This window comes from Streptomyces sp. NRRL F-2664, assembly GCF_000719345.1.
Classification (GTDB): domain Bacteria; phylum Actinomycetota; class Actinomycetes; order Streptomycetales; family Streptomycetaceae; genus Streptomyces.
This window is the reverse complement of record NZ_JOFX01000379.1, coordinates 1-410: the sequence shown is the minus strand read 5'-3', so window position 1 is coordinate 410 and position 410 is coordinate 1. Positions and strand designations below refer to the sequence as shown.

The following is a 410-nucleotide window of genomic DNA, read 5'->3' as shown; positions in this document are numbered from 1 at the left end:
TCAGGGTCCGCCCGAGTGCGTCGGTCTGGGCGGTGGAGTCGGCGGCGGGGGTGCCGTCGGCGAAGACCACCCTCGCCGAGGTGGTCCGTGCCGCACTGTCGGCGTCCTGCACCGAGAGGGCGCGGGCCTGGCTGAGGCCGGCATCCTCCTGGTCTGCGCCCAGGACGCCCTGCGCGACGGCTTCGGCGACGATGTCGGAGGCGGTTTTGACGGTGGTGCCGTCGGGGCCGGTGGTGCTGCTGGTGTGGCCCCACGGGTCGGTGGAGGCAACGGTTTTGCGTCCGGCCTGGTCGGTGGTGGTGACCTTGTAGTCGGCCCACTGGGAGTAGTCGGCTGCGGCCAGCACCCGCGCGCCGTCGGCGTCGGGCTCTTTGGCGTAGGCGCCGTCGCGGTAGTTGTCCGCGGTCCGC

General features: G+C 73.2%; 1 protein-coding gene. It reads right to left on the bottom strand.

All coding sequences use genetic code 11. The features are described from left to right. On the bottom strand, nt 1-410 hold a 410-nt coding region (locus IF89_RS39755; protein WP_043195001.1), incomplete at both ends, for a hypothetical protein.